At 51.6% G+C, this 23,730-nt stretch carries 27 protein-coding genes and 1 pseudogene; 24 read left to right on the forward strand and 4 right to left on the reverse strand.

Annotated features, from left to right (window positions below; all coding sequences use genetic code 11):
• Positions 1-502: 502 nt before the first annotated feature.
• From KB892_RS02115 to KB892_RS02140, 6 genes are read left to right on the forward strand one after another with little or no spacing between them, the layout of a single operon-like run.
• Positions 503-1,375: a ParA family protein gene (locus KB892_RS02115; RefSeq protein WP_004188557.1), complete on the forward strand. Its 873-nt coding sequence runs from the start codon at positions 503-505 to the stop codon at positions 1,373-1,375.
• On the forward strand, positions 1,375-1,758 hold the full coding sequence (locus KB892_RS02120) for a hypothetical protein (RefSeq protein ID WP_004150906.1): 384 nt from the start codon (positions 1,375-1,377) through the stop codon (positions 1,756-1,758). The genes KB892_RS02115 and KB892_RS02120 overlap by 1 nt, the downstream gene beginning before the upstream one ends.
• Positions 1,751-3,118: an SPI-7-type island replicative DNA helicase gene (dnaB-PI, locus tag KB892_RS02125; RefSeq protein ID WP_004150905.1), complete on the forward strand. Its 1,368-nt coding sequence runs from the start codon at positions 1,751-1,753 to the stop codon at positions 3,116-3,118. Before KB892_RS02120 ends, dnaB-PI begins: the two co-directional genes overlap by 8 nt.
• On the forward strand, positions 3,115-4,737 hold the full coding sequence (locus KB892_RS02130; RefSeq protein ID WP_004150904.1) for a ParB family protein: 1,623 nt from the start codon (positions 3,115-3,117) through the stop codon (positions 4,735-4,737). The genes dnaB-PI and KB892_RS02130 overlap by 4 nt, the downstream gene beginning before the upstream one ends.
• Positions 4,737-5,321: a DUF2857 domain-containing protein gene (locus KB892_RS02135; protein WP_004150903.1), complete on the forward strand. Its 585-nt coding sequence runs from the start codon at positions 4,737-4,739 to the stop codon at positions 5,319-5,321. Before KB892_RS02130 ends, KB892_RS02135 begins: the two co-directional genes overlap by 1 nt.
• Entirely contained in the window at positions 5,321-6,538 is a 1,218-nt protein-coding gene (locus KB892_RS02140) for an STY4528 family pathogenicity island replication protein (RefSeq protein WP_004150902.1), read from the forward strand. Before KB892_RS02135 ends, KB892_RS02140 begins: the two co-directional genes overlap by 1 nt.
• An 84-nt stretch (positions 6,539-6,622) precedes the next feature.
• On the opposite strand, the gene KB892_RS31040 is transcribed toward KB892_RS02140, so the two are convergent.
• Entirely contained in the window at positions 6,623-7,498 is an 876-nt protein-coding gene (locus tag KB892_RS31040; RefSeq protein WP_004150901.1) for a DUF6708 domain-containing protein, read from the reverse strand.
• A 181-nt stretch (positions 7,499-7,679) separates the two neighbouring features.
• Here KB892_RS31040 and KB892_RS02150 point away from each other — a divergent pair, with 181 nt between their 5' ends.
• From KB892_RS02150 to KB892_RS31050, 3 genes and pseudogenes are all read left to right on the forward strand, one after another.
• Positions 7,680-9,008, forward strand: coding sequence for a WG repeat-containing protein (locus KB892_RS02150; RefSeq protein WP_004150900.1), 1,329 nt, complete (start codon positions 7,680-7,682; stop codon positions 9,006-9,008).
• Between the two features lie 390 nt (positions 9,009-9,398).
• A pseudogene (locus tag KB892_RS31045) lies at positions 9,399-9,590 on the forward strand (DUF2321 domain-containing protein); the annotation flags it as partial.
• Positions 9,591-9,668: 78 nt separating this feature from the next.
• The gene (locus KB892_RS31050; RefSeq protein WP_004150899.1) at positions 9,669-10,154 is read left to right on the forward strand and encodes a PD-(D/E)XK nuclease domain-containing protein; all 486 of its coding nucleotides are present in this window, start codon (positions 9,669-9,671) and stop codon (positions 10,152-10,154) included.
• Between the two features lie 75 nt (positions 10,155-10,229).
• Here the strand turns inward: KB892_RS31050 and KB892_RS02160 are convergent, their stop codons facing one another.
• On the reverse strand, positions 10,230-10,931 hold the full coding sequence (locus KB892_RS02160) for a nucleotidyl transferase AbiEii/AbiGii toxin family protein (RefSeq protein ID WP_004227625.1): 702 nt from the start codon (positions 10,929-10,931) through the stop codon (positions 10,230-10,232).
• 164 nt (positions 10,932-11,095) lie between these two features.
• Positions 11,096-12,181 carry a type IV toxin-antitoxin system AbiEi family antitoxin gene (locus KB892_RS02165; protein ID WP_004150897.1) on the reverse strand — a complete coding sequence of 362 codons (1,086 nt, stop codon included), beginning with the start codon at positions 12,179-12,181 and terminating at the stop codon, positions 11,096-11,098.
• A gap of 393 nt (positions 12,182-12,574) precedes the next feature.
• Between KB892_RS02165 and KB892_RS02170 the strand changes: the two genes are divergently transcribed.
• The 12 genes from KB892_RS02170 to KB892_RS02225 all read left to right on the forward strand — a co-directional run bounded on the left by KB892_RS02170 (position 12,575) and on the right by KB892_RS02225 (position 21,420).
• Positions 12,575-13,297, forward strand: a complete 723-nt coding sequence (locus KB892_RS02170) for a PFL_4669 family integrating conjugative element protein (protein WP_004150896.1) — start codon at positions 12,575-12,577, stop codon at positions 13,295-13,297.
• Positions 13,290-13,427: a hypothetical protein gene (locus tag KB892_RS02175; protein ID WP_014343427.1), complete on the forward strand. Its 138-nt coding sequence runs from the start codon at positions 13,290-13,292 to the stop codon at positions 13,425-13,427. The genes KB892_RS02170 and KB892_RS02175 overlap by 8 nt, the downstream gene beginning before the upstream one ends.
• A gap of 586 nt (positions 13,428-14,013) precedes the next feature.
• On the forward strand, positions 14,014-14,466 hold the full coding sequence (locus KB892_RS02180; RefSeq protein ID WP_004150895.1) for an STY4534 family ICE replication protein: 453 nt from the start codon (positions 14,014-14,016) through the stop codon (positions 14,464-14,466).
• A 123-nt stretch (positions 14,467-14,589) separates the two neighbouring features.
• Positions 14,590-15,159 carry a PFGI-1 class ICE element type IV pilus protein PilL2 gene (locus KB892_RS02185; RefSeq protein WP_004150894.1) on the forward strand — a complete coding sequence of 190 codons (570 nt, stop codon included), beginning with the start codon at positions 14,590-14,592 and terminating at the stop codon, positions 15,157-15,159.
• Entirely contained in the window at positions 15,159-15,899 is a 741-nt protein-coding gene (locus KB892_RS02190) for a hypothetical protein (protein ID WP_004150893.1), read from the forward strand. Before KB892_RS02185 ends, KB892_RS02190 begins: the two co-directional genes overlap by 1 nt.
• A gap of 113 nt (positions 15,900-16,012) precedes the next feature.
• Positions 16,013-16,630 (forward strand): TIGR03759 family integrating conjugative element protein, encoded by a 618-nt coding sequence (locus tag KB892_RS02195; RefSeq protein ID WP_004153005.1) that lies wholly within the window; start codon positions 16,013-16,015, stop codon positions 16,628-16,630.
• Positions 16,609-17,178 (forward strand): transglycosylase SLT domain-containing protein, encoded by a 570-nt coding sequence (locus KB892_RS02200; RefSeq protein WP_004150891.1) that lies wholly within the window; start codon positions 16,609-16,611, stop codon positions 17,176-17,178. The genes KB892_RS02195 and KB892_RS02200 overlap by 22 nt, the downstream gene beginning before the upstream one ends.
• Positions 17,175-17,687, forward strand: coding sequence for an integrating conjugative element protein (locus tag KB892_RS02205; protein WP_004153655.1), 513 nt, complete (start codon positions 17,175-17,177; stop codon positions 17,685-17,687). The genes KB892_RS02200 and KB892_RS02205 overlap by 4 nt, the downstream gene beginning before the upstream one ends.
• A 37-nt stretch (positions 17,688-17,724) precedes the next feature.
• Positions 17,725-19,824, forward strand: coding sequence for a type IV conjugative transfer system coupling protein TraD (gene traD, locus KB892_RS02210; protein ID WP_004150889.1), 2,100 nt, complete (start codon positions 17,725-17,727; stop codon positions 19,822-19,824).
• Positions 19,821-20,084 (forward strand): hypothetical protein, encoded by a 264-nt coding sequence (locus KB892_RS02215; protein WP_004150888.1) that lies wholly within the window; start codon positions 19,821-19,823, stop codon positions 20,082-20,084. Before traD ends, KB892_RS02215 begins: the two co-directional genes overlap by 4 nt.
• Positions 20,084-20,842: a TIGR03747 family integrating conjugative element membrane protein gene (locus KB892_RS02220; RefSeq protein ID WP_004150887.1), complete on the forward strand. Its 759-nt coding sequence runs from the start codon at positions 20,084-20,086 to the stop codon at positions 20,840-20,842. Before KB892_RS02215 ends, KB892_RS02220 begins: the two co-directional genes overlap by 1 nt.
• A 101-nt stretch (positions 20,843-20,943) precedes the next feature.
• Positions 20,944-21,420, forward strand: a complete 477-nt coding sequence (locus KB892_RS02225; RefSeq protein ID WP_004150886.1) for a hypothetical protein — start codon at positions 20,944-20,946, stop codon at positions 21,418-21,420.
• A gap of 259 nt (positions 21,421-21,679) precedes the next feature.
• Here KB892_RS02225 and KB892_RS02230 read toward each other — a convergent pair whose 3' ends face one another.
• The gene (locus tag KB892_RS02230) at positions 21,680-22,354 is read right to left on the reverse strand and encodes a type I phosphoribosyltransferase (RefSeq protein ID WP_004217767.1); all 675 of its coding nucleotides are present in this window, start codon (positions 22,352-22,354) and stop codon (positions 21,680-21,682) included.
• Between the two features lie 448 nt (positions 22,355-22,802).
• Between KB892_RS02230 and KB892_RS02235 the strand changes: the two genes are divergently transcribed.
• The 3 genes from KB892_RS02235 to KB892_RS02245 are packed head-to-tail and all read left to right on the forward strand — an operon-like array spanning position 22,803 to position 23,721.
• A complete protein-coding gene (locus KB892_RS02235; protein ID WP_004150884.1) occupies positions 22,803-23,120 on the forward strand; it encodes an integrative conjugative element protein, RAQPRD family in 318 nt (105 codons plus the stop codon).
• A complete protein-coding gene (locus KB892_RS02240) occupies positions 23,117-23,353 on the forward strand; it encodes a TIGR03758 family integrating conjugative element protein (RefSeq protein ID WP_004150883.1) in 237 nt (78 codons plus the stop codon). The genes KB892_RS02235 and KB892_RS02240 overlap by 4 nt, the downstream gene beginning before the upstream one ends.
• A gap of 14 nt (positions 23,354-23,367) precedes the next feature.
• Positions 23,368-23,721: a TIGR03745 family integrating conjugative element membrane protein gene (locus KB892_RS02245; RefSeq protein WP_004150882.1), complete on the forward strand. Its 354-nt coding sequence runs from the start codon at positions 23,368-23,370 to the stop codon at positions 23,719-23,721.
• The last annotated feature ends 9 nt before the right edge of the window (positions 23,722-23,730 follow it).

The following is a 23,730-nucleotide window of genomic DNA, read 5'->3' on the forward strand; positions in this document are numbered from 1 at the left end:
GAGATGTTGATTTCTGCGGGCTTGGAATGCAAAAACGGACCTCCGTGGAGGTCCGTTGCTATGAATTTGGTGCCCGGACTCGGACTAACGCCGCAGGCGTTGAACAGCGCGCGTGCCGCGCTGGCCCCGAAGGGGTGAGCCGCTGTGCGGCGAATAATCGAACGCAGTTCGATGGAGAGTCCGGTCGTAGAAAAGCAAAAACCCGCCTTGTGGGCGGGTTCTTTAAATAGTGGTGCCCGGACTCGGACTAACGCCGCAGGCGTTGAACAGCGCGCGTGCCGCGCTGGCCCCGAAGGGGTGAGCCGCTGTGCGGCGAATAATCGAACGCAGTTCGATGGAGAGTCCGGCTACAGAAAAGCAAAAACCCGCCTTTTGGGCGGGTTCTTTAAATAGTGGTGCCGGACTCGGAATCGAACCAAGGACACGGGGATTTTCAATCCCTGAGTTTTGACGACAAGCTTATGAATGTCATTTGTAAAGCGAAACTGCAACAGGTGACATTATGCAAGTTATATCAATCATTTCAACTAAAGGCGGTGAGGGTAAATCTACTCACGCGGCTAACCTTTCTGGATTTTTGGCCGACGCTGGCCTAAAGACTTTGCTGATAGACGGCGACTACGCGCAGCCTACGGCATCAAGCTACTATTCTCTGCGCTATGAAGCGCCCTGTGGTCTGTATGAACTTCTCATGCAGACAGTCGATCTGAACGCCCCAGAGCAAATTATTTCCCATACCAGCGTGAGCAATCTGGACTTGATCGTCTCTAACGATCCCCACGAACAGCTTAAAACCTCAATGATGCACGCGCCGGATGGGCGGATCCGCTTACGTAATTTGCTCCAGCACCCGCTGTTTAATGCTTATGATGTCGTGGTGATCGATTCACAGGGCGCGCGCTCTATTATGCTGGAGCTGGTATTACTGGCGACCAACCATACGGCGTTAGCCATGATAAAGCCGGTGGTACCGGACGTTCGGGAGTTTCTGCGCGGCACGATCCCGTTGCTGGAAGGGTTACTGCCATATCGGGGATTCGGTATTGTATTGCCGCCGGTAAAGGTGTTGGTTAACTGTATGGACTACACCACCTTGGCAAAAGACGCGCTGGAGGCGCTCAGTAACATCATTGCCGAAGGATCTTATAGCAGCGCAGATATTTCCGTTAGCCTGCTCGATACCCATATTTACGATCTGGACGTCTACAAAACCGGGCACAGTCTGGGGCAGCCTGCTCATCGCCTTGAATACCACACCGATCGCAAGAGCCTGCCTGCCGCACGCACGATGCATGATTTAGCCTGCGAGCTTTTCCCTGAATGGGTGGAACGGTTTGCCTCAGTTCTTCAGGTTCAGCCAAAAGGGGATAAATGATGCGCCAGTCTTATCTCCCTCTTTTTCGTGCATGTTGTCAGTGTACCTATCCCGACCCTGCATTAAGGACAGACGAGATCATCGTGTTCTTTGAGGCTGAAGATCGCGTGCGGGCATCTAAAAAAATAGTTCGTCTGTTGGCGGATCTATGGGGATGCAGAGAGTCATTCGTCGAAGTCTGGAATCTTGAAGACGAGCATGAGCTGGTACTGTCGAGCGTTAACGTCAGTGTGTCAAGGTACTGGATGATGCTTGAAATTGGTTCCGGGCCATCCGGGCCAGTCTATATTGACGTGAAGCGCGATGGCTATCCGCTTTTGTTGGTATCTCCCCGCAAGTTACAACAGTTGTATCAGGCGTTGGGGGAGGTACCCCATGAATAATGCCCAGCGCCTTTTACCCCCTCATTCTATTGAGTCTGAACAATCCGTTCTTGGCGGCCTGATGCTGGATAACGATCGTTGGGATGACATCGCGACGATCGTTTCCGCCGATAATTTTTACGTCCGCCCGCATCAACTCATTTTTAACGCTATGCATGACCTGCTGATGCAGGGGAAGCCCGTCGATCTGATCACGCTTAGCGAACATCTCGAACAGCGGGGAGTTTTGGAACAGGTCGGCGGCTTCGCTTATCTGGCTGAAATGTCGAAGAACACACCTTCCGCAGCGAATATCGTTGCGTATGCGGAGTACGTCGCCAGTTATGGCCGTCAGCGCCAGCTTTTAGCGTTGGGGCACGATATTGTTGGTCAGGCCGGGGATGTGCGTACCGACGTGGCAATGCTGATTGATGATATCGAGCAGCGTCTGTTTGCGATAGCCGAGCAGCATGAACAGGGCGGCGTAGCCGATCTGCCGGAGGCTTACGGCCAGTTTCTCGATAAGCTGGAACAACGTTGTCAGAGCCAGACGTCAGTAACGGGAACGCCTACCGGATTTCAGGATCTTGATGAAGTAACCAGCGGTCTCCAGCCCGGGGATCTGGTTTTACTGGCAGGGCGTCCGTCAATGGGGAAAACCGCGCTTGGGTTAGCGCTATGCGAAGCCGCACTTAACGTAAACGCTGGGCCGGTGCAGGTTTTCAGTCTGGAAATGCCGGTCGATCAGCTTCTGGCGCGCTTTACCGCAATGCTGGGGCGTGTTCCGCTTCAGCATATTCGCAGTGGCGATCTGTCCGAAAATGAATGGGGACGTATAAGCAGTGCGGCAAGCTGCCTGCTGTCATGGAAAGATCGACTACTGATTGATGACAGTAGTTATTTAACGCCGACTATGCTGCGCTCCCGGGTTCGCAAGTCGGTACGCCAGTTCGGACACCCTGCGCTGATTCTGGTGGATTATCTTCAGCTTATGCGTAGTCCCGGGCAGGAAAATCGCACGCTTGAGATAGCCGAGATTTCCCGGGCGCTGAAGTCGCTGGCGAAAGAAATGCGTTGCCCGGTCGTGGCGCTGTCGCAGTTAAATCGCGACTTGGAAAAACGCGCCAACAAGCGGCCTAATAACGGCGACCTGCGTGATTCTGGCGCACTGGAGCAGGATGCCGACCTGATTATGTTTGTTTATCGGGACGAAGTGTATGACCCGCAAACGATGGATAAAGGTACTGCTGAAATCATCATCGGCAAGCAGCGCAATGGACCGGTAGACACGGTAAAAGTACGCTATCAGGCCGATATTACCCGTTTTGAAGACTTTCCTTCCGGTGCTTACAGCTTGGGTTACGGGAGGACTGCTGAATGAAAAGCAGCAATATGAAGGCGGCGTTACTGAAACGGGGGAGGGAACCGGCTGCGGTTGGGAACGTAGCCGTATTGCCGGTTGCTGAAATGCCAATGGTGCTGATGCTGGAGCAACTGCGCCCAAACCCGGATAACCCACGCACAACCCGCAATCCTAAATACGAAGAGATCAAGTCATCTATCCATGCCCGTGGTCTGGATTCGGTTCCGAAAGTGACCAAAAACCCTGACAGCGCCGAAGATGTTTATATATTCAGCGATGGCGGGAATACCCGCTACGCTATTTTGTCCGAGCTGTATCAGGAAACCGGCGACGAACGTTTTCGCCGCATTCAGTGCATATTCAAGCCATGGCCGGGACGTCTGAAATGCGTTATCGGCCATCTGGCGGAAAACGAGATGCGCGGCGATCTCTCGTTTATCGAAAAGGCGCTGGGCGTTGCTAAAGCACGCTCCATTTATGAAGAGCAATTTGAACGTAAAGTCACCCAGCAAGAACTTGCGGATCTCCTGACCGGAGAGGGCTACCGGGTTACGCAGTCTAATATCAGCCGTATGGAATATGCGGTCACGCACCTTTTCCCTCACTTATCTTCGCTGTTCTATATGGGGTTGAGTCGGACGCAAGTGCTCCCGTTAATCAATCTCTACAGCGCGGCGGAAAAGGGCTGGAAGGTGCTGTGTCAGGAAAGCGCTGTACTCCCGTTAGCCCCATCGTTTGAGGTGGTTTTTGCCAGTGCCTGTAGCAGGCTGGAGCTGACGGCTCTTACCGATTACTCGCTGGAGTACCTGAAAGATGAGTTAATGGGTGAGCTCGTGAAAGCGCTGCCGGATCCCACAATCACCTGGGACCGTTGGCTGATTGAGTTGGATCCGGCAGAGCAGCAGCGTCGGCAGCTTTTTGGCAGCCCTGAACAAACTTATGTGCCTGAGCCTGAGGGGCCGCCAGAGCACGCGCCGCCACCCTCACCATCAAAATCACGCGGGCCGCAGTCACCTCCCGCAACGGCGGAAAATAAGGCTCCCGCAACGCAGGAGGTACTGAATGAGAGAGGGGAAGGGTGTTTTCCCGATCTTCACCCTGCTGCTGGCGTCGAGTTGCAGCCGGACATGTTTGGCGGTGAGCCCGTTTTGTCCGGTGAAGCATTTGCCGAAGCATCACCGGGCGTGTCCGAGCCGTCAGGCGCATTTCAAACCAGTGTCAGCTCCATTGCTTTTGCCGCTGCCGGGCTGGAACCGGTAGCGGATATCTGGCATATCCCGTCATTGCAGGACGATATTGAACATCTACAGGATATGGCGTTTCGGCTGGCGTTCGAGCTTGCCGAAGCGCTGGAGATCGGCGAACTGGTGATTGAGGATAAATCGCCCCTGAGTTCCGGCTTTCGCATTATCGACGAGCCTATGTACAGCGCCCATTCGGGCAGGCAGCTTCTTTCCCTCTTTTCTTCCGACAGCACCGCGCTGGCGGCATCTGCATTCTCTATGTTGGTCGTGGGAGCGCCTGAAGTGGGGGGCGAACCTCTGCTGGACGATATCGCGGTAGTGAAATATTTCCGCCTGATACGGATCCTGCGCCGCCTGCATGAGTTACAGCGGCTGACCGGGGGAGGTGAATAATGACGTGGGAGGGGAAAACCATGATTGCAGGTATAGCGACCAACGCCCTGTTGACGCAACTGATAATGGAACTGAAGTCCGGCAGTATCCGCCGCTGCGAGGCGCTGGGTATGACCATGGAAGAGATTCAGGCGTTGAACCGGCTCAGCATCGAGGATTTGCATTACCTGATCAGCACGCCGGTATCCATTCTGACCGTGTGCATCAACCACGCCAATCTCAAAATGCTGATGGAACAGGCGCAGCGGGAACGGCAGCGCGCTCAGCGGATCGATCGTGCGCTGGCGCTGGGTGGTTCTATTGAACTGATGCAGCGCTACTTCGGTTTAACGCCTGCGGAAGTCAGCACCCGACGCCGTTTAAGCGGCATCGAAACCCGGCAGGGGCGTTGCCATAACCCTACGGAAGAAGAAGAGCTGGCCGTCTGGGAACAGTGGAAAGCCGCACAGATTAGCAATCTGGCTTCGCTGGAGGCGCTGGATGTGATGATGTTGATTGCAGAACAACATGACATTTCCCTCACGGTCATCTGGACGTTGGCGAAAAGCTGGATGGAACTCTCTCCGTCAATGGGGAGGGCATAGTGGCGTTTCCCGTAGACGGCGTTATCCAGTTCACGCTGAATAAGATGAATGAACGCATCCGGCAGCATGCGGAAGGTGCGCCGGTGAACGAGCAAAGTGGCTTAATCTTTATGGGGAACGTGCATGACGCCGTTCCCCGGCGGCTTTTTCTGGATAGCCGTCTTTCCGCATTGGATAAGATGGCATGGGTCATGATCCGTTTATATGCGCAAAGTAACGAAGGAGCCGTCTTTCCCACCTATGACGAGCTACAGCTTCAGCTTGCCTCTCCCCATGCGGGGAAGGCGTCGCGGGAAACGGTAAGCCGCGCGTTATTAATGCTGAGGCTTACTGGTTGGCTAAGCCTGTGTAAACGCGTGCGCGACGCTTCCGGACGCATTCGCGGCAATATCTACGCCCAGCACGATGAGCCGCTCAGCGCGCATGATGCCGAGGTTTTCGATCCGGGCTGGCTGGATGCTGTAGAAGAGGCCTGCCGACACGGCAATCGGACGGTTCGCCTGACGGCGCTAGCGGTTCTTCAGTCGCTAAAATCCGATAGTGCAATGCGTCACCGTCATTCGCGAGTCGCCATAATTGAAGTGCGCCTTTCGGGCTACCAGTCACCTCAGGCGATGGCAAACTCTCGCCGTGAGCAGGATGAACTGACGCATGCACAAAACCGAACTCAGTCAGAATCACCCGGTTCGGAAACCGAACTCAGTACCCAAATGGGAGAAAATAAGCCGGGTTCGGATCCCGAACTAAGCCGAAAAACAAGGGGTTGCGACCCAGTTCGGAAACCGAACCGTTACGTAATACGTACTTCTACACAGTGTGTAGAAAAAAATACGTATACCGCGCCTGCGCACGACCCGGAGCAGCGGCTGCGTTGGCCGACCGATCTCTTGGCGACGATCACTACCGCAGAGCGGGATGCTCTGGAGCCGCAGCTTCTGGCGCTACCCGAGCAACTGGGCCAAGAGTTGCTGAGCGATGTAGGAAAACGCCTGCAAAGCGGCGAAGTACGCAACGCGGCGGCCTACCTGATTGGCACGCTGAAGCGGGCGAAGCAGGGGCAGTTTAATCGCCTGCTAAAGGGGAATGAGGCTCCGATGGCCCCTGAGTCCACTGGAGCCGAGTCAGCTTCATCCTTCGCCGCTGAGCGAGCCGGAAGGGCCAGCCCTGACGCCGTCGCTGGCGTGATGGCGAAGCTGAGGGAGATGTATACTCAGTGATGATTGGTTAAAAAATAGGCTTTATGCGGGCCGCATAAAGTATGAAAAATAACCTCTTCTTTGATAAGGGTTACAATTTTGATGTCATTTACTGCGTGCTGACTCTTTGGCGAATTTATCTGACCAGACAACGGGTCTACCCCAGAAATTATCCCGATTCACCAGAGTATTATCCAGTTGGGTATCGTTGAAAGACATGTAACTGCAAACCCATACCCACTGTCGGTAAGGCGTTGCGCTGAGGCCATCTCCAGTAATGCTTAGCATGAACCTGTCTACTATCTGTGTGGTGCCGGGTGCACATACTACGCAGTAAATGCTGCGAGTAGTCTTATTCACGCCTTTAATACTGGTCATATAGTATGTTTCAACAGCTTGAATATCTTGCCAGTCAAAAACTTTTTCTACTGGGCGCGTAGGGAGGAAAAAAGGGAATTTAAATAGCGCGGTGAGCGTTTCCGCCAAATGCCAGACGTGCAGGTTAACGTAATCATAGACGTAAACCTTACCTGTTTTACGGTTGAAACGTAATGGATAATCTTTGGGGGCGAACAGGAAGTAGTTAAAGGCGGTAAGGCTAATAATGAGTAATGCGATAAAGGTAACGAGTGCCAATACTAAGATACCTCTCCCCTTGCGATCTGAATCGGTGTAGCCCTTAATAATTTCTCCGATATCTATGGTACACAGAAAAAAAATCACGAAGGACAGCACGGATAGAGCCATAAGACCAGTCAATACCTGGAATAACAGGTGGTGATATCGAGCATTGGGACGGCGGCGCGAGATTTCGCAATAATCATCATTCACAAATAGCAATGTTTCATTGTGCTTCAGCTTATCGCTATCACTATTCAGGGCTTGCATAACGGAAGCGCTGTTATTCCATTTGCTGAGATCTTGGCTCCAGTGAGGGAGCTGCGGCGTATATTTTGATGCATTGATTTTTGTACCGTTCATGCATTGCTTCCTTTCATCATAATCATCGGTTCGGAGGGTTTGAATGATAGTTTATAGTGTGTTCAACTATAGGGAAAATTCTGTTCTCTCACAATGATATGAGGGATGAATGATTCCGTTGCGGACGGTATTGTTGGGCTCTAAAATTTGCCAACAATTTTTTTAATTACAGGGGGAAGACATGTTAAAACATTCATTGGCAATAGCAACGTGCTTGGCTTTTTCCAGTTCAGTCATGGGTAATGAAGCAAATTTGTTATATACCAACACGATGCAATTCCCTTATAAGCATAATGCTGATGGATATATGGTCTTTGACATTCATGGAAAGTTAGTGGTTCCGCCTGAGGGGCATTTTGATACGCTAAACTATATGGCGGAGCGATGGCTGGCTTTTTCTGGGGAAAATTTATATATATATGATGAATCTGGCAAGCTAATTATTAAACGCACTGGTCAAGATCCCGTATATTTAGGAGGTGATCTTCTATCCATCCGTGTCGATACAGGTAAACGTATATTGATTAACAATAACGGTGTCAATCTTTCTGAAAATACGTTTGATGACATTCGTCCTTTTAATCCTGATATAGCTGTAGCTAAAATTGGCGTTTACGATAAACATAAAAAAATTGATTATCGTTACGGCTATATAAATACTCATGGAGAATGGGTGATTCCTGCAACATATACTGCTGCGAGTGATTTTAACAATGGTTTTGCTGTAGTATCTAGAGACGAAAAACAAATAATAATAAATGCATCAGGCGATATAACTACTATTGTACCCAATAAAATAAAAATGGAACCTTTGAATAATGGGTATTGGTTGAAAACATTTTTGAAAAATAGTAAAGGAAAACAAATATCTATTAGTAATGAAATTATAAAAAATAAAGATGAGGTTGTGGTTAAAAATGTCAATCCTGTACTTGTTGCCAAAGATTCTTTTTATCTCTCAGGTGCTTATAAGAATGAATATTATGGATTGCTAAATACTGATTCAGGAACAGTCATTCCCAAGCTTAAAACTAGTGATTTTGATAAGGCTAATGATACCATAAGCTATATAGCAAATATCAGCAATGGTGACCTGTTTTGGTTAAAAAGACGTTATTCCTATAGATTATATAATTCACAAGGCTTAATGCAATTAGAGGGATATTATAATGATGTCAAGCCTTTTTATGGTGACCATGCTTGGGTCGTACTTCCAAATGAAAGTAATTGGGTTTTAATTGATTATTTTGGTAATGTTGTTAGTGAAGCTTGGGGGAAGATTGAAACCATTGCTTATGGTAATAATATCATCACCTATGCATATAAAGATGATGATGATCGGACCATGTATATTTTAGATTCATCTGGAGATGTTGATTACATTGAAAGGAAGTATGATATTTGGCAGGAAAGAAAGTGTGATAAAACCATCTCTGTGTTATATGATGATAAAAATAGAGTTATTTGGCCAAAAGATCCTTTAATTGAATGTTTAAATGGGTTGGATTGAAAATATATTTATAAATAGAATCCATTTTATCAACGTGGTAATAAAGTATGCTTAATCATCCATTTTATTTCCACACATTTTGAGATTTCCGAATTGGCCTGAGTATCAGGGTAGTTTAATCGCTTGCTAAAAGGAAATGGTATTCTGATAGTATCTGAGCTCCTCAGGAGCCAAGCCCGCTTCATCCTTTTCCGTCGAGCAAGCGGGAAGGGCCAGCCCTGACGCTAGCGTGATGGCTAGGCTGCGGGAGATGTGTGCTCAACGATAATTGGTTAAAAAAATAGGCTTTATATCGGTCGCATAATTTATACAGGAATAATTTGTAACATAGGGTTGGTGATTGGCATACTACTCCCATAAGGATAACTGGTTTATAAGTAAGGGGTTCTCATGGGACATTATGATATACAACAGGTATGCTTGAATGGTCATCAGGTAACTGCCAACTATAGTAGCTCACCTGAATTCAGGAGAGATTTCTGCGCTACTTGTGGGGAAAAAACGATTACGCGATGCCCTTCATGTAATCACCATATTCCTGGTGAGTATCAGGTTAGTGGCGCTTTTTACGTAGGGACGACAGATACTCCGGAATATTGTGAGCATTGCGGAGCTGCTTTCCCTTGGACAGAAAAGAAGTCAAAACTAATTTCATCTTCATTGAAAGCATCCTCTGTCTCTAATGACTATTTTGGTCTGGTTAAAAAGATCTGTTCTCGGTTTCATCTGGTCGCTAACCAACTGAAGACTAGACATAGTAATCGAGAGTCTTTAGTTATTAGCGACGAATATGATGTTCAAGATTTACTTCATGCCCTTTTACATATTTACTTTGACGATATTCGACCAGAAGAATGGACGCCAAACTATGCGGGCGGTAGTTCGCGCGTCGATTTTTTATTGAAAAATGAAGGGATCATTATCGAGGTCAAGAAAACGCGCGCAACCTTAAAAGCAAAAGATATCGGGAGTGAGTTGTTGATTGATTCTCAGCGTTATCGTTCCCATCCTGACTGTAAAAAGCTGCTGTGTTTTGTGTACGATCCCGATGGTTGGATAGCTAACCCCAGAGGGTTGGAAAACGACCTTAACAAAAGTGAAGATGATTTTGAAATAGTGACGCTCATTGTGCCCAAAGGATATTGATGTATTTGTTGGCCTGCCATAGGGATCCTGGGCGAGCAATTTGATATCTGCCCGCCCGGTGGTTATATACCGTACCTAAGATCTTAAGTTAAGAGCACGTAACCAGAGATCTACCTGACCAAATGCATCTTGTTGCCACTGTTCGGGAGTTCTTTCCCCAAGTAGTTTCGTCTCTTCAACAAACTTTCTGACGCTGGTTGGACCATAACCTTCCACCTCGTCGAATTTTTGTGCAATGTATCCGTATCCGATGGCCCCACTTTCTTCAGCAAGTATAGGGAGGCACTCTTGAGCAAGCGCTTCCGGCCCATCCTCATAGTTACGAACGCAGTAATAAATATCATAAGAATCTTTTTGTTTATGCCGACCATTGAGGGCATATCCTTTCATGGCCAGCAGCGCCGGTATTGAGCACACTGCTATTTCCACTGTATTTTTGCCACCCTCTGGCATGGCACCACTAATGGCCACCATCTCATAGAATTTGAGCGCAAGATCGGCACCGTCTGCGCGCTGCACGGCGAAATTACTTATTAAGGGTGGGGCATTTTTAACGAGTTCAGCATCTCTGGGGCGGAGAAAATCGATGATAATATCAATGGCAGGGCCATCGTCAGACGCAGGAATAGTACGCACTAGCTGAAATGCTCTGGTGACGCCCTCTCGCTGTTCATACCCGCAACCCTGCAAACTTTCCACCAAAGTGGCGTATTCACCATCGCCCAGCGCTGTTGAATCCAGATCCAAATCAATATCAAGCGTGCCGACATGCGGCATATCGTCATTGTTAAGAAGCAGCCAAGGTACCGCTCCTCCAATAACAGTGAATTTTCCTTTGTAACTGCCCAGGATCTGTCCTATCTCTATCAGAACGGATTTAACGGCAGCCGTTGTCCGATCTTCATAGTCAGCAGCTGACTGAGGTTCTCTTGTTGTCATAATTACCATTCCATCCATTCATTTCGAAGGTGTTCAGCGGCTTCTTGTCCCCGTTCCCCCTGAACTGTGAGATCAAGGTAGGTCTGTATAACACCTGTAGTGACAATTCCCGGTGCTGGCTCGATAGCATCAAGGAATATACCTTCATCGTTGGGGACCGTTATAGTTACATTGGCGCCCTTTGATGTTGTGCTTAACTTAAGGCCTGATATCAGCCTCTCCATTCCTTTCTCGTCGGCAAAGAAAAAATGCATCCCGGTACGACCATAAGGGGACAGCCACTGGGCGGCAGAAAATGAGGCCAAAATTGCAGATCCTTGCACTTCATCACAACCCAGTAAGTTGCGTAATTGAGACTCCAGCGCGTTGCCGTGCAAAGGTGTATAAAAATTTTTCTTCTTTCCTTGAATTGGGCGATAGTTATCCCGCCACTCATTCACAAGTGCCCCCGGCTTGTTCAGGGTAAGTCCTTCGCTGCTAATGACAGCCCATTCCCTTTCCAACAAATTTTTACGCACATTACTGGCATGGCCAAGACTTACCTTTCCTTCTTCCGACAGTTCGGTGACTTTCCAGGTTCTCAGGGGGTCATTAAGCATCATACGCAACACTTGAGCTGACTTCGGGCTAAACATTGTACGAAGCCCACGTTTTTCAGGCACGGGTTTACCGGGCATACGATGATCGATATAAACTCCTCCAAACTGGAGTTGTGCATTACCCTCCATGTCCAGAAATGCGATATTATTTTCCTGACAAATCTGTCGGGAATCGGCGGACAAATAGGGAGCGAGGAGGACAGGAGTAAGAATCTCCTCTCTGCCATACATATAAGACCGAAGGGTTTTAATCGCTGAGCGCACAAATCTAGGCTGGCCATTGTTTTTTGTTTCGCAGGCAAGCACGTAAGTTGTTTTATCTATCCGGACCTGGATAAGGTAGTCAACACCCTCATCCATGCTGGGACCATCTCCTATTATTTTTACCTTTTCAATAATTGGGATTTGTTCCAGCAGTGACTGTAATCTCAAGATAAGGGGATAGCTGGGGTCTTCAGCTAGTTTCATTGTAACCTCGAATTTCAGCATTCGTTGAAACCATCAATATTGATGAAATCAGTACATTGCTGATTTCTAAGATCAAGCTGATCTAATGGTTTTTTTCACTAGAAATGATGTTTTCATCATATGTTGAAACTAGCACTTTTAGTGAAAGTCAGCAATGATGTCACAAGCATATTTACAAATAAATGTGGAGGAACAGGCGATTACTGAAGGCTCAATAGTGGAACGTCCTCACCTGAAGATGCGCTCATGCCACAAGCACAAAGGCGTTTTTTAGTCTCTGGGACACAAAAGTGGCAGCTCAGATCTGAGCCAATACATTCAATCTTTTTTGATCAAATGAGACTTTCTCATTGTTCACGTAACGACCCATCATTGACCATCCTGACACCCTAAACCAACCAATGGGTTATCACGATGTCGGAAAACTCAAAGCCTCAACACCCCACGCCGGGCGCGCTGCGCTCCGAACTGCGTATAGAACTTCATACCCGCTACGCTATCTCCCTATGGCAAGGCCGTCGCTCTTCAGAGGGCAAGTCGGCCATCATGGGGATGCCGCGCTTCTTCCAGCTTGCTGGCCGAATCAATCAGGACTCCCTGACGGATAACCCTTGGGCGGATGCGACGATGCTGCATCTGGAGAAGCTGATCGGCGCATCGCATCAGCAAATGCAGACATTGCTGGATGAAGTCGATGCGCTTTTTGCTGACATGCCCGGCTCCGTCAAGCTAACGGACTGTATCGCGGAAACGCCGCTCAACGTGGCAGTACACAGCCACACGCCGATTGGCTATCGCTGCGTCTATTTGCTGGTTGGATTCGATCAGCTGGCCCTGCGGGTGTTTCAGGCGCATTTTTTTGGGCTCATCAGCACCCAGACTAAGCAACAATATCTCTCCAGCGCCGGTTATGCGATCAGGCGAATTTACGGGGCGGCTCAGCGCTATCGCTCCGTCGCCGTCACGCGCGCCGACGTACTGGCGAATAACGATACGGCGCAGCAAGCCATTGCTGCGTTAGGCGAAGTGTCGGCATCCGTTGTCAGCGGTCAGGCTCGATCGGGCTTTTCTCCGGCCCTGAATTCACCCGCTTTAACTGTTGCGATCGGCGGTAAAAAGGGGAAAAGGCATGGTTAAAAAACAACCTTTATGCGGCCCGCATAAAGCTCAAAAAACGCACAATTCTGGACGCGCTGCGGGTAAAAATGTCATGCCGTTGAAATATAGTTTCCTCTGGCGTCCTCCCGCAGTGTTTGTTATTTTCTAAGGGTACTGTGTAGCACTCCGTCTCTACGGTTATAGTCGAAGGCGTATGTACTGTTGCAGGTATAGCCTTCAAGGCGCAAAACCTCCGTGAAAACTGCGCCGGGTTCTTCTACTCGCCCCGGAGTGAATATTAAAACCCTTGGTCCTTAGTGCAGATCATGGCGGGTACAGAGTCCTCTGTACCCGTTTAATTTTTTTGACGGTAAAACATTTTCCCCTTCAATTCCTTTCCCTCTTGCTGAAAAAATAAGCGTGCCTATCCGTTGTCTCTGACAACACCCGATGTTGCCGTGACCTGCAAGGCGGCGCTAAATACCTGTCATACTTCAAGTTTCAGGTGCGTTGGCTGCGCTCGCTCACCCCAGTCACTTACTGGAGTAAGCTCCTGGGGATCCCCTCCCTTGCTGCCTTCCTGCAACTCGAATTATTTAAGGTATAGCGGTCAAACCCAGGCCTGTTTAACCTTTTTAAACAGGCGTCGCTTCGGCGATAAGGTATGTATTCACACCCATTCACCCATGAGGGAAATAGCTTCCCTTTTCGGGCTGTTTCTCCCTCTGTCCCGCTTTTATTCAAGGAGAAACACGATGTCTAATGAAACTAATTACTTCAATCTGCACGTAACGGGTCTGGGTTATTTGAACAACGTCAGAGAAGTTCAAACCCGCAACGGCAGTATGCTGTGCTGCTCAATTAATGCGTTAACTGGCGCAACGGATAATCCGGGCTACACCCGTTTTGATATTATGGTCGTCGGCAAGGAGTCCTCTGAACTCATTCTGCGCTGCCAGAAGGCTATTGCAGAGGAAAAGAAGGTGTTGCTTGGCTTTCGGCTCAGCAATCTTTCTGCCGATGTTTTCACGCTGACAAAAGGTGAACACGCCGGTGAAGTTCGCCCCAGTCTTAAAGCCCGGTTAATTAAGGTTAACTGGATCAAGATTGGGTCTGAGATGGTTTATAAAGAAGAAAAACCGGAACCGAGCGTGCCCTCTGCACCGGACGTTCCTTCCCCGAAACAGTTTGGTGATAACCAGTTTTAATACCCCTCCTTTAAGCGCCTTTTCGGCGCTTCTTTTTTTCAGCACGGGAAAACAGTTGTTAATTGAACATGTAAAGAAAGATTCGCACATTGGCGTTTTTCCGCGTCGATAAGAGGATCTTTTATGAAATATCACCGGTATTTGCTCTGCGTGATAGGGGTTATTGTGATTGGCGGCTGCGCGCCAAAGCAAAAGTTACAACAACCAGCGTTATCCCTTTCCAGTACGCTAAACAGCAACGTTCAGTCTGCGGCTGATGATGTTTACCAGCGCGAAAACGCGCCGCAGGTGGTGCGCTACGATCGCTACCTGCTGGTTAGTACCGATCCCAGCGCCGCCCAGCGCGCGCCGCTGGAACAAATCATTGATATCCGCATTCCCGCATCGCTGACGCCGACCGTAGCTGATGCCATGCGCTACGCCTTAAAACAGTCGGGTTACAGCCTCTGCGCCGTCACTTCATCCAATGCCGTTCTGTATAACCAGTCTCTCCCGGCGGTGCATTACCAGCTCGGCCCTATGCGGCTGAACACGGCGCTACAGGTCATGGCGGGTAGCGCCTGGCAACTGGAAGCTGACGACGTACAGCGTATTGTCTGCCATAGCCTGAGGGACGGGTACCAGCTGCCAAAGGCTGAAACATCGCCCTCTCGTTTCCTCACCAAACCAACGTTGAAAGGGAACGCATCATAATGGAAGAAAAAGAACCCAAAAGGGCGGGTAAGCCGTTTCCTCTGCGCAAAGCGGGATGTCTGGCGATGGTGATCGTACTCGGTGCGTCGTCTGCCTTTTTGTGGACGCAGCAGCTGCGCCTGATGCAGTCCTCCGCTGCGTTGGAGCAGCAGTGGCAGACGTTAGCGCAGCAACAGGCCCAGTTTGAACAACGCATTGCTGGGGTAGAAACGCGTCAACAGCAGACAGAACCGCCGAAGCCGTTGGTTAGCGCGGTGACTCAGGAACAGTTAACGCAAGCGCTCGCGGAAAATCGGCAGGAAGTGAACCAGCAGCACGCCCAATTACAGCAGCAAATGACGTCGGTAACGCAGCGCGTTGAGGTGCTGGAGCAGCGCGACGGGGCGCTGTCCGGCCAGTGGCTGGAACTGAAGCAACAGATGGCCGATCTTCTCGCCGGGCGTAAGAGTGCGCTTGCTCCATCATCATCGTCAGCGGTAGCAAATCCCCTGAAAAAGCCGGTTAAGAAGACGGCTGCCAAAGTGATTTCATCCGCATCCGCACCGTTTGTTTTGAATGGCGTTGAGTATCGAGGCGGGGCGCGCTTTGTTTCCGTTACTCCCCGACAGGCCAGCAGTCTGGAACAGGTTCGCTTACTAACCCCCGGCGAGTCGTTTAGCGGCTGGATGTTGCTGACCATCGACTCCCGTCAGGCCACCTTTCGCACGGCGGGGCGCACGCTGACGCTCAGCGTTCATTAAGGAGCGATCGTGAAACGATACTTTTCCCTCTGCTGTTAATCGCCTCTTCTCTCCCTGCCAGCGCAGCGGAAACCGACGCTCAAGCCTGGGCGCATAGCCAGTCGGTAGATACTGTGGCCGGAAAGCTTGAGCAGGCGAACACCCGTAAAAGCGCTCAGACATGGGGACTGACCGACGAGGAGTGGCAACGCTATCAGGCGTTAATGAATGGACGGCGCGGCGTATTCTCTCCCGATCTGGACCCGATTACGGCGCTGGGCATTGAAGCCAGAACGGCGGAAGAGCGCCGCCGCTTTGCCGAACTGTCCGTCCAGCAGGACTTTAAGCGCGTGGAGGCCGAGCTGGCGTTTCAGCGGGAGGTCGACGCGGCGTGGAAACGGCTTTACCCCCATATTCTGCCGATTGGCGCAGGTATGGGCAGCGCGCCAGCTCAGCCCCGGAGTCATGGCCGTCTGGCGCTGTTTGTCAAAGCGGACTGCCCGCCCTGTGATAAAACGCTGACGAAGCTGCTCGCCAGCCAGAAGCCGTTTGATATTTATCTGGTCGGTAGCGAAGGCCAGGACGCGAAGGTACGTGAGTGGGCGAGCAGGCGGCATATTCCCGCTGAACGCGTAAAAACGCGGGCGATTACGCTCAACCATGACGCTGGTCGCTGGCTGAAGTTAGGCAAAGGCCAAATGCCCGTGGTGCTGGAACAGGGGGAAAACGGATGGTTGCCCGTCGCGTTCTGATGTTCCTGCTATTGTTTCCCCCGTTGGCCTGCGCACAGTCGATTCCATCCGGCTACCGTCAGATTGCGGAACAGGAAAACGTACCTGCCGAAGCGCTGTACTCGCTGGCGCTGACCGAATCGGCCAAAAAGCTGGCCCATGGCGTTCGTCCGTGGCCGTGGACCATCAACGTTGCCGGAATCGGGTATCGTTATGCCAGCCGTGATGAGGCCTATCAGGCGTTGCTGGGGTTTATCCGGCGCTATCCCCTGAAGCGAATCGATGTGGGTGTCGCTCAGGTTAATCTGGGCTGGAACGGCAGCCGGTTTTCATCGTATTGGCACGCCTTTGACCCCTACACCAATCTGCGCGTCGCGGCGCGGATCCTACGCGAATGCTACGACGCCCAACCGGGAAGCTGGATGCAGGCCGCCGGTTGTTACCATCATCCTGCGGGCGGCAAGCCGGCCCGCGTCTATAAAGCGGTTGTTCAACGCCATCTGAATACTCTGAACCCGGTAAAGCCCACGGCGGTGAGCTGGGTAGAGCCGAAGAGAAAAACACCATGAAGAGCATTTACCTTTTGGGACTCTGTTGCCTGTTTGGCAATGCGCACGCCGGGCTGAACGTTATTGCCGATTTGGGCGGGGAACCTGCCGCACCTTATTTTGACGGCATTAATAATCAGCCCAATGAATTTGAATCACCAAACCCGCCGGAGGCGGCTGTATTGCCCGCTGCACCCGCGTCACTGGCATCGGTATTGCCAATATCCACGCCTGAATTAACGCCCGGCAGCGTAGAGGCCCGCCGCCTCGGTTTACCAGGGATGCAGCCGATATTTTTGTTGGGTAACGATCCGCTGTCCCGCCGTTGGCTGGATGAACGAAAGGAATCGCTGCGGCAGCTGCGGGCCGTTGGGCTAGTGGTCAATATCGAGGACGAAGCGGCGTTTGGCGAGCTGCAAACGCTGGCCGGTGATATCGAGCTGCTGCCGGTATCCGGCAGCGATCTGGCGAAGCGGCTGGGGTTGCAACACTACCCGGTATTCATCAGCGAAAAGGGAATTGAACAATGAAGCTAATGACACGCCTTCCAATCCGGGAGGCAACCAGGTGAGCGATCGCTATGTGATTGAAGCCCTGCTGCGACCGGCGGTTGAACTGAATACCGCCGTGGTATCCGCCTGCGCCAGCTATGTTTGCGTTACCGCGCCGTGGGCGATTGCTTTAGCGCCCAGCGTTAGCTACGTGATGGCCGGAGCGCTGGGGATATTCGCGATTAAGCGCACCCGCGAAGGGCTGCGGGTACTTCGCTATCGCCGTAATATCCGGCGCTTACCCCGCTACGTGATGACCAGCCGTCAGGTGCCAGTGAGCCAGATGAAGCTGTTCCTGGGAAAAGGCTTTTTATGGGAGCAGCGGCACACGCAGCGCCTGCTGGATACGTTACGCCCGGAGGTCGCCAGATACGTAAACCCTTCCTGGGTTTATCAGGCGGCGCGGCGGGTTGAACAACGTCAGGAATATCGTTTTCCGACCCTGTGCCGGTTACTGGCAAGCGAGAGCGCGTTTAATCCGGTAAGGCCTCTGCCGCCTGTGGGCGGTTTACCGGCGCTGCACGGCATTGAGCTGGATGAAACCAATGTGCTGATGGACCTGCGCGAGCGGGTCGGGCATTTACTGGTGTTGGGCACCACCCGGGTAGGGAAGACGCGCCTGGCTGAGTTACTGATTACTCAGGATATTCGCCGGGGAGACGTGGTGATTGTGTTCGACCCCAAAGGGGATGCCGACCTGCTGAAAAGGATGTACGCGGAGTGCCAGCGCGCCGGGCGCGGCGATGAGTTTCACGTCTTTCATCTGGGCTGGCCGGATATCTCTGCGCGCTACAATGCTGTGGGAAGGTTCGGCAGAGTTTCGGAAGTAGCGAGTCGGGTCGCCGGGCAGCTCAGCGATGCGGGGAACTCCGCCGCGTTTAAAGAATTTGCCTGGCGCTTTGTCAATATCATCGCACGGGCGCTGGTCGCGCTGGGACAACGTCCGGACTTCGCGCTGATCCAGCGCTACGTTAACAACCCCGGCGATCTGTTTGAACACTATTGCGAAAGCTGGCTGAGCCAGCACCATCCCGACCTGTGGTTGACGATAGAAAACCTGACGGCGACGCTGACGGAGCGTGATGTTCCCCGTCATATGGAAGGGCGCTCCCTGCGTGTGGTGGCGATTGAACATGTGCTGGGTAGCGACGCCGGAAAGCGGGTGTATGACCCGGTTCTGGACGGGCTGCGTTCCTCGGTGCGCTATGACCAGAAGTACTACGACAAAATTGTGGCTTCGCTGCTGCCGCTGCTGGAAAAGCTGACCTCCGGGAAGACGGCGCAGCTCATCTCTCCGAACTACAGTGACCTGAACGACCCACGCCCGATCTTTGACTGGCAGCAGGTTATCCGCAAAAAGGGCGTGGTGTACGTCGGCCTGGATGCGCTCTCCGATCCTGAAGTGGCTGCGGCGGTAGGTAACAGCATGTTTGCTGATTTGGTGTCGGTGGCGGGCTATATCTATAAGTTCGGCATTAATGACGGCCTGCCGCAGCAGAGCGGCGGCAACACACCGATCAGCCTCCACTGTGACGAATTCAGTGAATTAATGGGGGACGAGTTCATTCCTCTGATTAATAAAGGGGGCGGCGCGGGGATCCAGATCACGGCCTACACCCAAACGCTGCCGGATATCGAGGCGAAAATCGGTAACTCCGCCAAAGCGGCGCAGGTGGTGGGTAACTTCAATAGTCTGGTTATGCTGCGGGTCCGCCATACGGAAACCGCTGAGCTACTGACCCGACAACTGCCGGAAGTGGAGGTGTATACCAAAACGCTGGTTTCCGGCGTGACTGACATTTCCAATCCCGATCAGGGCAGCGACTTCACCAGTAACGTTCAGGACAGGGTCAGCAGCGTGCGAACGCCGCTGATAACGCCCGCCAACGTTATTAATTTGCCAAAAGGGCAGGCGTTTGCGCTGCTTGAAGGCGGGCGGCTCTGGAAATTAAGGATGCCGCTTCCAGCAGCAGGCGATGATGCCTTTATGCCGGAGAGCATCAGCCAGATCGCCGGATATATGCAGAAAAACTACCGCACCGGGGATGAGTGGTGGTCAGGCGGCGCGATGCCGGGCGACCGCATGATTGAAGAGGCAGAAGGAGAGGAAGAATGAAACGTTACCAGATTTGCGCCGTGATGGTCTCCGCGCTAGGGCACCCGGCCCTGTTACCTGACGCGGCAAAGCAGATTTTAATGCACCACGTCTGCACCACGCCCAGAGCAGCCGAAATTATCGCAGCGTTAAATGACGCGGGAATAGACGCCTGCCGGGAAGAGGATATGTGCTCATCTAATAGCGTCGGGATTTGGATCACCGTTGACGCGCATACGGTATTGCTTCAGTGCCAGCTTGAAGTGCTGGAGGTGCATTGATGGCGCAGCCCGGGGCTTCAACCACTGCCCCACGCCAGCAGGAGGTTCCCCGGCGTCCGCCGGGGCTGCTATCGAACGTGTTCTGGCACTGGCCCTGGCAGCTAGTTGGCATGTTACTCGTGTCGCTGATTTTCAGCCTGATCGTTGAGTATGTCGGCATTGCCTTCTTCTGGCCTGAAGAAGGAGCCCTGCACAGCAAAGCGGTCATGGAGACGGAAAGCCGGTATTTCTCTGAAGAATTCACCCGCAGCCTGCTGCTGTCTGACCCGGTGGTGACGGTAGAGTGTTGGCTGACGCTGGCGTATCAGTGGCTGTTTGTGGACAGCGGTTTTCTGGGCTGGTTGAATGCCCCCCACGCAGATCAAGGCAACGACTTTACCCGGACGCTAAACGGCGGCGCGGCCTGGCTGCTGGTGAAGCTGCGGGAGTATCTGCTGGCGACGGTGTACGTGACGCTGGTTTTTCTTATTCGGGTCACAATTTTGGTGCTGTCTGTGCCGCTGTTTGTGATGGTGGCAGCGATCGGCATCGTGGACGGCCTGGTTCGGCGCGATTTGCGCCGCTACGGCGCGGCGTATGAGAGCAGCTTTATCTATCACCACGCCAAGCGCTGGATTAAACCGGCGACCTGTTTACCCTGCGTTATCTACCTGTCGATGCCGTTTGCGGTATATCCCAATATTCTTCTGCTGCCTGCGGCGCTGCTGCTGGGGTTGGTGATTTCGTTGACGACCGGGGCGTTTAAGAAGTATTTGTGATTGTATTATTTAACGCTAAGTTTAATGACGTCGGTATAACTTATTTATAAATGAGACACCTGCACCCTACACATGGCGCGAACACTGAGAGGAAATAACCTATGTCTGGCAAGTATACCCCTGAGACATTGCTGCCCGCATTGAGGCTTTTTATTGAGGCAAGAAACAAGGCTAATGCCGCTGGCTTCCCTGATAACGGCGGCGCTATTCATTCAGTGGAACGCATCATTGATGTTCTTTGTATCCGCGTTAAATATGGGCTTACCCATGTCAATAATTTAAAAAAAATGCCGACCGCAGAATGCAGTATCGGAGCATACGAAGCCCGCCAACGTGGCGATGCACATTTATTACGCATTGAACACGTCATGCCGCAACGCGCGTTTGCAAAAAAGATAATTGATATTGTTGAAGAGGGGGCTACCGATGAGGAAATCATTGCTTTCATCGAACAGAACTATCGACTGGTGCTTTTAAATACTGAAGAAACCAGTATGTTGAATCTTAAGAATAGATCTCGAATCTCGCCAGACCGGCTGGGTGAGGCAGGAATCGTCATGTATCAGGGCTCGGCCTGAGCCTCTTTGGTTTTAACCAAAAAACAAAGGGGAGAATTGATATTCTCCCCTTCGCCGGTACTCTTTACCTGTTACAACAACATCATATGATGTTGAGGGGTTAGCCGCTGCCTAACCGGCGGGTTACTTACTCTTTACGAGCTGACCACCGCCAGGGTGCCTACGCGGGCCTCATCGGGATTTAGAGAGCGGGGAGGCTCAAGCACACTCTTTACATCTGTTGTAAAGTATACGCGGATGCCGCGTGATATTCAACCAATCAGCCCCTGAACTTCCTTTTCTTGAGAGTACCGCGAGTCAGTCTACCCATCGAACTGAACAGACAGGCGGCCTGAACCGATGCGCCCGGGCAGAGCGTCCCCAGAAGACTAGCTGCGGTTTCCAGCGTTGTTCCGGTCGCCAGCAGATCATCCGTAATTAATATTCTGTGTGCGTTGAGATGCATCGTTAAAGCGGTATTGATCGTTATCGGCGGGAAAACGGCCCTGTGCTCCGTTGGGATACCTTTTAGTGAAAAAGCGCCCTGATAACCCACTTCATTTTTTTGTCTTCTTAGCTGGTACTGAAGCGACTTTACGTCAGTTACATCAATATTCGCACGATCGAGAAGAATAAAAGCCTCTTCAACCGTAATTTTCCGCAGCAGATCTTTAAAATGCGGCGCGTTGAAATAGCGTGAGAATCTTTTCCCTACAATGTGGCTAATGTTGTGGGCGGATGGCATAGAAACGATCAGGTCGTAACCATCAGGCTCTGCCTGAGCAATGGCTTCCAGTATGGCGTTAAAGCTCTGGCTTAATGCCTTTATGCTGGAAAAGTCCGTTGTCAGCCCCTCTTTTCCCTTCAAAGCATAAATCAAGGGACAATTATCGCCCAGCTTGCGTTGTTTACGGTCACGGTTAAGGCTGGCGGGCGCTTTTTGCCTTCTGAACATGGAATAAATAGTGAGGTTTCCCACCCGTTCACGGGTTGGGTTTCCTTCAGGCGTTGTAATGAGCCAATGGCGATGCGAGTGATCGATTGTAACGTGATATCCCTGAAGATTAAGCCCCACTATTTTCATCCCTGATTAATGTCAGCAGCTCTATCTATCTTATTACCCTGACGTTTTTACGACCATCTAATTTTGTTTTTGCGTAAATGATTAAACCAAGCTGCGCGAAGACGGCGGAATAGCACGTCTGCGCCTCTTTCTGCCGCCTTCGCGCAGCCTGCGGGGAGACTGGCTTGCCAGACCGGGGCGGCAAAGAGCCCCGTCGATGCCGCAGGCGTCGCTCAGTGACGTATTAATTTTTGAAATCCGGGTTTTGATTGTTTACAGCTTCCGGTAACGCTTTTCGCCAATCTCCTTTGCGCACGTTTATTCAACAAAAGGAGGTTATATGCGCATGACGAAAGTCCGGGCGCTTTGTCTGTCGGGGGCCTTATTCACCGTGCTTCCCTGTGCGCAGGGCAGTGAAAAGGATGAACTGGCGTTAGTCATGAAACAGCTAGACCAGCTTCAGGCCAGTCTGGAGCGGGCGAAGGTCGTCGCAGTACAGGAACACACATCACACCGCTTTTATTTTGACTACCCGCAGGCCACTGATGATATCGCGAAAATCAAACGCGGCATCTCAACCTATCTTGAGCCTTCCCGCGCTCAGCCGGTACTGCCGCAGGATATCAGCGGCCAGTACCAACGCGAGGGGGAGCAATGACCCACGAACAGGAGCAGGCGTTTCGCGCCTCGACCAACAACGCCGACCCGAATCTCCTCAATCTGCTGTTTATCGGCACGCTGGTCGCCGTGCTGTTTCTGTGGGCCGCGTTTGCCTTTGTCACCGTCTATCGCGGCTGGGAAGCAGGGAACGTGTCGGAAAAGACCGTCCTGTCGTTTGTCATTCGCGTCGTCGTCCTGTTGGTGGTCAGCCTGTTTTTATTTGCAAGTTAATGAGAAGGAATAACATGAACGCACTTTTTTTACGCGCCAGGAAGACGGTCTGTACCGCACTGGTTTTAGGACTCTCTTCCCCGGCGCTGGCCGATTTGCCGACGGTCGAAGGCCCGAAGTCGAAAACCGACGGCACGTTCTATGGAAAGATCGCCGGTTATATCAATGACGGTCTGGTGTTGGGCGGGTTAGTGGTCGCCGCCGTGGCCTTTATCGTGGTGGCGATGAGCTGCGTGTCCACGTTTGCCGAAGTCCGGGATGGCAAGGCGACTTGGGGCAAGTTTGGTGCCATGGTGGCCGTGGGTGTGGTACTGATTGTCGCCGTGATCTGGCTTGCCAACGAAGCCGCCACCATCGTGGCCGGATAAGGGGGCACG

The organism is Klebsiella sp. P1927 (assembly GCF_018204675.1).
GTDB lineage: Bacteria > Pseudomonadota > Gammaproteobacteria > Enterobacterales > Enterobacteriaceae > Klebsiella > Klebsiella pneumoniae.

Coding starts and splice junctions, on each gene's coding strand:
- KB892_RS02115 (WP_004188557.1), top strand. CDS start 503: ATGCAAGTTATATCAATCATTTCAACTAAAGGCGGTGAGGGTAAATCT.
- KB892_RS02120 (WP_004150906.1), top strand. CDS start 1,375: ATGCGCCAGTCTTATCTCCCTCTTTTTCGTGCATGTTGTCAGTGTACC.
- dnaB-PI (WP_004150905.1), top strand. CDS start 1,751: ATGAATAATGCCCAGCGCCTTTTACCCCCTCATTCTATTGAGTCTGAA.
- KB892_RS02130 (WP_004150904.1), top strand. CDS start 3,115: ATGAAAAGCAGCAATATGAAGGCGGCGTTACTGAAACGGGGGAGGGAA.
- KB892_RS02135 (WP_004150903.1), top strand. CDS start 4,737: ATGACGTGGGAGGGGAAAACCATGATTGCAGGTATAGCGACCAACGCC.
- KB892_RS31040 (WP_004150901.1), bottom strand. CDS start 7,498: ATGAACGGTACAAAAATCAATGCATCAAAATATACGCCGCAGCTCCCT.
- KB892_RS02150 (WP_004150900.1), top strand. CDS start 7,680: ATGTTAAAACATTCATTGGCAATAGCAACGTGCTTGGCTTTTTCCAGT.
- KB892_RS02160 (WP_004227625.1), bottom strand. CDS start 10,931: ATGCCGCATGTCGGCACGCTTGATATTGATTTGGATCTGGATTCAACA.
- KB892_RS02165 (WP_004150897.1), bottom strand. CDS start 12,181: ATGCTGAAATTCGAGGTTACAATGAAACTAGCTGAAGACCCCAGCTAT.
- KB892_RS02170 (WP_004150896.1), top strand. CDS start 12,575: ATGTCGGAAAACTCAAAGCCTCAACACCCCACGCCGGGCGCGCTGCGC.
- KB892_RS02175 (WP_014343427.1), top strand. CDS start 13,290: ATGGTTAAAAAACAACCTTTATGCGGCCCGCATAAAGCTCAAAAAACG.
- KB892_RS02180 (WP_004150895.1), top strand. CDS start 14,014: ATGTCTAATGAAACTAATTACTTCAATCTGCACGTAACGGGTCTGGGT.
- KB892_RS02185 (WP_004150894.1), top strand. CDS start 14,590: ATGAAATATCACCGGTATTTGCTCTGCGTGATAGGGGTTATTGTGATT.
- KB892_RS02190 (WP_004150893.1), top strand. CDS start 15,159: ATGGAAGAAAAAGAACCCAAAAGGGCGGGTAAGCCGTTTCCTCTGCGC.
- KB892_RS02200 (WP_004150891.1), top strand. CDS start 16,609: ATGGTTGCCCGTCGCGTTCTGATGTTCCTGCTATTGTTTCCCCCGTTG.
- KB892_RS02205 (WP_004153655.1), top strand. CDS start 17,175: ATGAAGAGCATTTACCTTTTGGGACTCTGTTGCCTGTTTGGCAATGCG.
- KB892_RS02215 (WP_004150888.1), top strand. CDS start 19,821: ATGAAACGTTACCAGATTTGCGCCGTGATGGTCTCCGCGCTAGGGCAC.
- KB892_RS02220 (WP_004150887.1), top strand. CDS start 20,084: ATGGCGCAGCCCGGGGCTTCAACCACTGCCCCACGCCAGCAGGAGGTT.
- KB892_RS02225 (WP_004150886.1), top strand. CDS start 20,944: ATGTCTGGCAAGTATACCCCTGAGACATTGCTGCCCGCATTGAGGCTT.
- KB892_RS02230 (WP_004217767.1), bottom strand. CDS start 22,354: ATGTTCAGAAGGCAAAAAGCGCCCGCCAGCCTTAACCGTGACCGTAAA.
- KB892_RS02235 (WP_004150884.1), top strand. CDS start 22,803: ATGCGCATGACGAAAGTCCGGGCGCTTTGTCTGTCGGGGGCCTTATTC.
- KB892_RS02240 (WP_004150883.1), top strand. CDS start 23,117: ATGACCCACGAACAGGAGCAGGCGTTTCGCGCCTCGACCAACAACGCC.
- KB892_RS02245 (WP_004150882.1), top strand. CDS start 23,368: ATGAACGCACTTTTTTTACGCGCCAGGAAGACGGTCTGTACCGCACTG.